Source organism: Desulfosporosinus sp. Tol-M2, from assembly GCF_059735615.1.
Genome location: NZ_JCAIJG010000026.1, coordinates 39,549 through 45,548 on the forward strand (window position 1 = coordinate 39,549; position 6,000 = coordinate 45,548).

Below are 6,000 nucleotides of genomic sequence, written 5' to 3' on the forward strand. Positions count from 1 at the left end.
TATTAAACCGTGCCTTTCGACCCCTCCTTCTTTCCTCCTACTCACGAACAATATTAGCCCCTAAACGAGAGAGTTTTTCCTCTACCTTCTCATAACCACGCTCAATGTGATGGATCCCTCGAATACCTGTTGTCCCTTCCGCTGCCAATGCGGCTAGAATTAAGGCGGCTCCGGCTCGCAAATCAGTGGCTGTCACCGGTGCTGCATTCAGACGTTGTATCCCTTGAACAATGGCGCTTCGCCCTTCAAGCTTAATATTGGCTCCCATACGTTTGAGCTCATCCACATGCATAAAGCGGTTTTCAAATACGGTCTCTGTTATTAAGCTCATGCCACTTGCCCGGGTAAGAAAAGCCAAAAATGGCGCCTGTAGATCAGTCGGGAATCCGGGATGAACTTGAGTTTTAATATCCACAGCATTATAGACACCATCTCCACTAATGCGAATTCCGTCATCTTCTTCAAGCATGCGAATTCCGGCCTCTTCCATTTTGGCAATTAATGGCTTCAAATGATCAGCAATCACATTTTGAACCAGGACATCCCCACCTGTTGCCGCCACGATGAGTAAGTAGCTTCCCGCTTCGATACGATCAGGGATTACGGTATGCGTGACGCCATGAAACTCACGCACCCCTTCAATATAAATAATACTGGTACCTGCGCCGCGCACTTTGCCACCCATCTCGTTCAGGAAGGTTGCCAGGTCAACAATTTCCGGTTCCTGCGCGGCGTTTTCTATAAGGGTTGTCCCTTGAGCCATCGCGGCGGCCATCATGATATTTTCCGTGGCTCCAACGCTTGGGTAATCCAGGTAAATGCGGGCTCCCTTCAAACCTTTAGATGAAACATCCAGGAATCCTTGATCCATTTTAACCTCCGCCCCTAAGGCTTCTAAGCCCTTTAAGTGCAAATTAATTGGGCGGGATCCGATGGCACACCCACCTGGATGGGAAATACGCACATGGCTATTGCGGGCCAAGAGGGGTCCCATGGTGACAATAGATGCTCTCATTTGAGAAACAAGGTCATATGGAACCTCAATACAATCTATCTCACGGGCTTGAATTTTCAGAGTCGAGCCGTTACGCTCGACAGTCGCACCCAAAGCCGAAATAATCTGATTCATTACATTAACGTCCAACAAGTCCGGAGCGTCATCCAGTTGAATGGGTTCGGCACACAGCAAACTCGCAGCTATTATCGGAAGTACGGCATTTTTCGCCCCACTCACGGTGATCGTTCCCTCAAGCGGTTTGCCGCCAGTGATAATAAATTTGTCCAATTGTTGCAGACACCCCCCGCCCTTTGACTCTTATTACTAATAGACTTGTCCTTATTCTCTTTACATAGTCACTTTTCCTGCTATTTCGACCATTTAATTAATATTGCCTAAAACTCTGTCAGCAATGCAGGAATAGCCAAGACAGTTCGTCCCTCGGTATTCTTCCCCCGACTAAGCATTTGTATGTTAATCCTATCTGGCCCGGCTAAGACACTTGTCATGAAGTCGTTCTGATAGGCAGCAATGGAAAGCAAGTTACCTATCAAAGCCCACTGAGCAGGGAGAGCATTCGTCTTGCTCAGATAGGCGGAAATATCCATTGCCTGATCGACACGCTCGTCCAGATAAATCAATCCGCCGGTTTTGGCAAGTTCTGGTACCATAGTATTATACCATTTATATAGATTACTTTCCTCGTTTTTATCGATCAGTTGATGCCCGGAGAGAGTTGCGGCTGTTTTTTCACTGCCCGTCTGAAGTTCATTATACGTCCATACCCAATCCGGCGTCGGTCGTTTTGTCCAGGTTTCATGTGGAATATCCCCATTTTCAAACCATAGCAGGATACTGACTTCCGCTTCCTTGGTCTGTACCTCCCCTGAATTCAAAAGCAAAGGTACTGTTGTTTGCCGGATTTCAATCGTTTCTTTAGTTTGTGCCACTACACTGAGAGCATAAACCCCCAAGCCGATGAACAAGGTACAAACCATTAATGTTAGCATAATTATTTTGCAGAAATTGGATTTTGGCAATGTTACGCCAACGTGCATATTAAGAACCTCTTTCTCAATCTATTGGTATTAATCATAGTTTTACCAAATAGTGAGAAAGCTAACATCCCATGTCACGACATATCAAAGATTTCGTCCTAAACTTCAAATTTAAGTTAACCCCATAASGTAGTATTACCCAAAATTGTACTATTCAGGTACCTAAAATGATCAACATAAGGTGTGCATAGCACCCCGAATTTATTTGCGGACTTTGGCCAACAGTTGTGATCGCTTAGCGGACTTAGCTTTTTCATATTCAAGCTTGTGAACATCAACTATATCGGTGGAAAGATTATTAGCAATCAGTTCAGCCTGCATCGCATTTAAGGTATTGTAAAATTGGCTGTCCACGTTAGCCTCAAGTAGGGTTCCGGCTTGAATATATTTTTGGGCCAGTTCAGAGCGGTTTAATGTACCGGCTTTGCTGCTCTGCACATACTCCTGRATTGCCGCTGAATACAAAGTATCTAAACGGCTCAAGGCCACATTCTGTAAATAATTAAACTGCGGCTTGTACTTATTATCAATTTCGTCTGGTGTAATCGGTTTTGCATCAATATTTTCATCCACAGGAGTTGAAGTTGTATCAGAGCCAATCAGTGGGATATCAGTCTTWTTTGCTAAATCRTCAGCTGATTTTACATTGTTAACTGCTCCTGAATTATTAACTAYTTTTTGATCATTAAACTTAAAAAATTCTGCTCCAAACTGATTATAAAGTTGTTGTTGGATATCCGGGTCAGGCTTGAAATAGTTGTTGTATCCCCAAAAGCCAACCCCGGCCATCAATAGGACCATAATACCTGTAATTATTAGCAACTTCTTTTTCATTATGTTCTGCCACCTCTTATCTAAATCCCAAAGCGCCCAGCCATAATCCGAATCATGAGGATATACCGTTATTAACTCACTTACATCGATCATTACTCTTCGCAAGTTCCCCCCATGCCTCCCAATAATCCGTAGGCCTAGAGTTCTAAACGCCACTTTAGATTAAAGATTCTACACATTACTGAATTTACCTTCGACCCAGCTTAAAGTTCTTTCCAAAAATATAAAAATACCCTCAATAGTTTATACGTGAGGCTTGACTGATTTGGGCTACACTGTTCAAGTCTTGGCTCCGGCGACACCAGGCCATCCTTGGTCACCCAAGTCCCAGTCCCGGCACTGCGTTAAGTGTCCAAGGCGAGAAATTACCGGCCGAATAGTGATAATACCCCGTGATCGCGATCATCGCCCCATTGTCCGTGCAAAAAATTGGTGGTGGGTAAGCCAAGCGTATACTCCGCTCAGACAACTCTTGATCTAATGTTTTACGCAGTAAAGTATTAGCCGCAACGCCACCCGCAAGCAGCAAGGTCTTGACTCCTGTCCGCCCGACAGCCCGCAGCGCTTTCTGCACCAACACGTCCACAACCGCTTGCTGAAAAGAAGCCGCCAGATCCGGAACGTTAAGTGTTTCCCCCCGCATGCGTGCAGAATTCAAGGTATTTAAAACAGCCGATTTCATACCACTGAAACTAAAATCCAAACTATCCGGTTCCAGCATGGCCCGCGGGAACTTAAACGCTTGCGCATCTCCATCCTTAGCCACTTTTTGAATCTGGGGCCCTCCCGGATAACCTAACCCTAAAGTCCGGGCTACTTTATCAAGTGCCTCACCCGCCGCATCATCGCGTGTGTGCCCCAAAACCTGATACTGACCATGGGCTTCAAAGAAAATGAGATGCGTATGTCCTCCGGAAACCAACAACGCCAGGAAGGGAAATTCAAGCTCCTGATGATGGAGAAAATTAGCATAAATATGCCCCTCTAAATGATTGATGCCCAGCAGCGGAATTCCAGCGGCATAAGCCATAGCCTTCGCTCCTGAAACCCCTACCAGGAGCGATCCTGCAAGCCCGGGACCATAGGTCACCGCAATGGCCGATAAATCTGAAAAACCAACCTTTGCCGTTTCCAAAGCTTCTTGCACAACYGGTTGAATGTGAAGACTGTGTTCGCGGGAGGCAATTTCCGGTACAACCCCTCCATACTTCTGATGCGTCACTATTTGAGAAGAAATGACATGACTGCGCAAATCCGTTCCATTAACCAGAACAGCCGCAGATGTTTCATCACAGCTTGTTTCGATCCCTAAAATTACAATCCCGCTTTTTGGACTCCCCTTCACGTCACATTCACTTCTCTTCCCAATTCCGCCCACATAATCAGCGCATCCTCCCCAGTATCCACATAATACCCTTTGCGAACCCCCGCAATACTAAAGCCTAAGCGCTTATATAAAGATTGGGCCAGGCTGTTGGAAGCGCGTACTTCAAGAGTCATCCGTTCCATACCCTCATCCGCCATTTTATTCATCACTGAACGCATCAAAAACTCCCCCCAATGTTGCCCCCGGCGGTTCGGAGTAATGGCAATATTCGTAATATGCCCTTCGTCAAGGATGAACCAAAGACCCATGTACCCGATCACTTGACCCTCTAACTCTATACAAAGATACCGCGCATACTCATTATCTTTAAGCTCCATTTTAAGGGACTCCAAAGACCAAGGTATCGCGAATGAGACACGCTCGATTTCCAGAATGGCTTCCAGATCGTCTATGTGCATGGGACGTACAATCCCTTTATTCATGATCCGTTCTCCTGCGGGCTTCCTCTTTCTTCGCCCAATTGACCTCCGCCTCAGAAAAACGAATGTAGAGCGGTTCAACAAATTCCCCAACGCCCGTTTCTTGCCAACGCTGCCAAATCGCTCGCGCCGCATACGCGCCACGGGGTAAGCTCACATACTCCGGCAAAATCACTGCGTTCCCTCCCAAGACCTCCTCGATTCGCACCGTATATTTTTCAGTGGCATCTCCAACAAAACAAATCGGACGGTCCAGACCTCTCAATTGTTCCAGCCAAAGGTCTGTAGGTATGGCTTGAGGGAGCGTCAAACACTCAGCTTTTTCTTGCCCTTTCGCCCAGCGGTAACGTGCCGTATACCACTCATTCTTGCGCGCATCCAGGATAGGAACAATGTCTTCCGTTCTCCCCAAACCGGCCCAAGCCAGGGTATCAAGCGACAATACGGCAAGCAGCGGGAGTTTTAGAACTTGAGCTAATCCCTGTGCCGTTGCGATTCCTATCCGAATTCCAGTAAACGAACCCGGACCTCGCACCACCCCGATCATCTCTAACTCCTGCAGGGTCCAGAAGGCAGCTTTAAGCAGTTGGTCAAGCATGGGAATGAGACGCTCCGAATGGGTCTTGGTAGTATGTAAAAAGCCCTCGGCTATAAGGCGCCCATCTTCCGCCAAGGAGACTGCAGTAACTTTCGTTGTAGTATCAATCGTTAAATATTTCATCGGACCCTCCGAACTTTTTCAAATCACATGTTCACGCTTAATATTTATTATTCTCTATCCAATCTTCTCCGCTTCACTGCTCTTCGTCTACGCTCATATACGCTAATTTCACTGAACATACTCTCTCCATCGCCGCTTTTTGCGGCTGAATCATGAAATGACTTCCATCATTTCTCTAAGACGCTGCTCCCAGGCGCTTCCGTCCGCTCGAAAGATTATCTCCCGCAACTGTTCTCCACTCCCCAGAATCTCGACGATTAAGCGATCTTCCGGCAAAAAGTCTTCAATAATATCCGGCCATTCAATGAGACAAACGGCATCTTCCTGGAACGCATCTCCCACTCCAATCACTTCCGCCTCTTCCGGATATTGTAACCGATATAGATCCATATGAACCAAACGCACTTCTGAGCCCTTAATTCGTCCTGAATACTCATGTATTAAGGTAAAGGTCGGGCTAGTCACGGGGCCTTTGATACCGAATGCTTCGCCTACCCCTTGCGCAAAGGCCGTCTTTCCGGCACCCAGATCCCCGATCAACGCAACAACATCTCCGCCCCGCAAGTACCCGCCCAGTTGTTTTC

Annotated in this window: 7 protein-coding genes; all 7 read right to left on the bottom strand. The window is 46.7% G+C overall.

Annotated features, from left to right (window positions below; genetic code table 11):
* Window positions 1-37: 37 nt before the first annotated feature.
* Window positions 38-1,285, bottom strand: a complete 1,248-nt coding sequence (gene murA, locus AC6I5A_RS01180; protein ID WP_034610749.1) for a UDP-N-acetylglucosamine 1-carboxyvinyltransferase — start codon at window positions 1,283-1,285, stop codon at window positions 38-40.
* 107 nt (window positions 1,286-1,392) lie between these two features.
* Window positions 1,393-2,055: a hypothetical protein gene (locus AC6I5A_RS01185; RefSeq protein ID WP_034610750.1), complete on the bottom strand. Its 663-nt coding sequence runs from the start codon at window positions 2,053-2,055 to the stop codon at window positions 1,393-1,395.
* A 201-nt stretch (window positions 2,056-2,256) separates the two neighbouring features.
* Window positions 2,257-2,889 (bottom strand): hypothetical protein, encoded by a 633-nt coding sequence (locus tag AC6I5A_RS01190; protein WP_034610775.1) that lies wholly within the window; start codon window positions 2,887-2,889, stop codon window positions 2,257-2,259.
* Between the two features lie 316 nt (window positions 2,890-3,205).
* Window positions 3,206-4,234, bottom strand: a complete 1,029-nt coding sequence (gene tsaD / locus AC6I5A_RS01195; protein ID WP_497900393.1) for a tRNA (adenosine(37)-N6)-threonylcarbamoyltransferase complex transferase subunit TsaD — start codon at window positions 4,232-4,234, stop codon at window positions 3,206-3,208.
* Window positions 4,231-4,698 carry a ribosomal protein S18-alanine N-acetyltransferase gene (rimI, locus tag AC6I5A_RS01200; protein WP_034610753.1) on the bottom strand — a complete coding sequence of 156 codons (468 nt, stop codon included), beginning with the start codon at window positions 4,696-4,698 and terminating at the stop codon, window positions 4,231-4,233. Before rimI ends, tsaD begins: the two co-directional genes overlap by 4 nt.
* On the bottom strand, window positions 4,691-5,416 hold the full coding sequence (gene tsaB / locus AC6I5A_RS01205) for a tRNA (adenosine(37)-N6)-threonylcarbamoyltransferase complex dimerization subunit type 1 TsaB (RefSeq protein ID WP_034610754.1): 726 nt from the start codon (window positions 5,414-5,416) through the stop codon (window positions 4,691-4,693). The genes rimI and tsaB overlap by 8 nt, the downstream gene beginning before the upstream one ends.
* A 150-nt stretch (window positions 5,417-5,566) precedes the next feature.
* Window positions 5,567-6,000 (bottom strand): tRNA (adenosine(37)-N6)-threonylcarbamoyltransferase complex ATPase subunit type 1 TsaE (gene tsaE / locus AC6I5A_RS01210; RefSeq protein ID WP_034610779.1); only part of this gene is annotated, 434 nt, incomplete at its 5' end.

Coding starts and splice junctions, on each gene's coding strand:
- AC6I5A_RS01185 (WP_034610750.1), bottom strand. CDS start 2,055: ATGCACGTTGGCGTAACATTGCCAAAATCCAATTTCTGCAAAATAATT.
- rimI (WP_034610753.1), bottom strand. CDS start 4,698: ATGAATAAAGGGATTGTACGTCCCATGCACATAGACGATCTGGAAGCC.
- tsaB (WP_034610754.1), bottom strand. CDS start 5,416: ATGAAATATTTAACGATTGATACTACAACGAAAGTTACTGCAGTCTCC.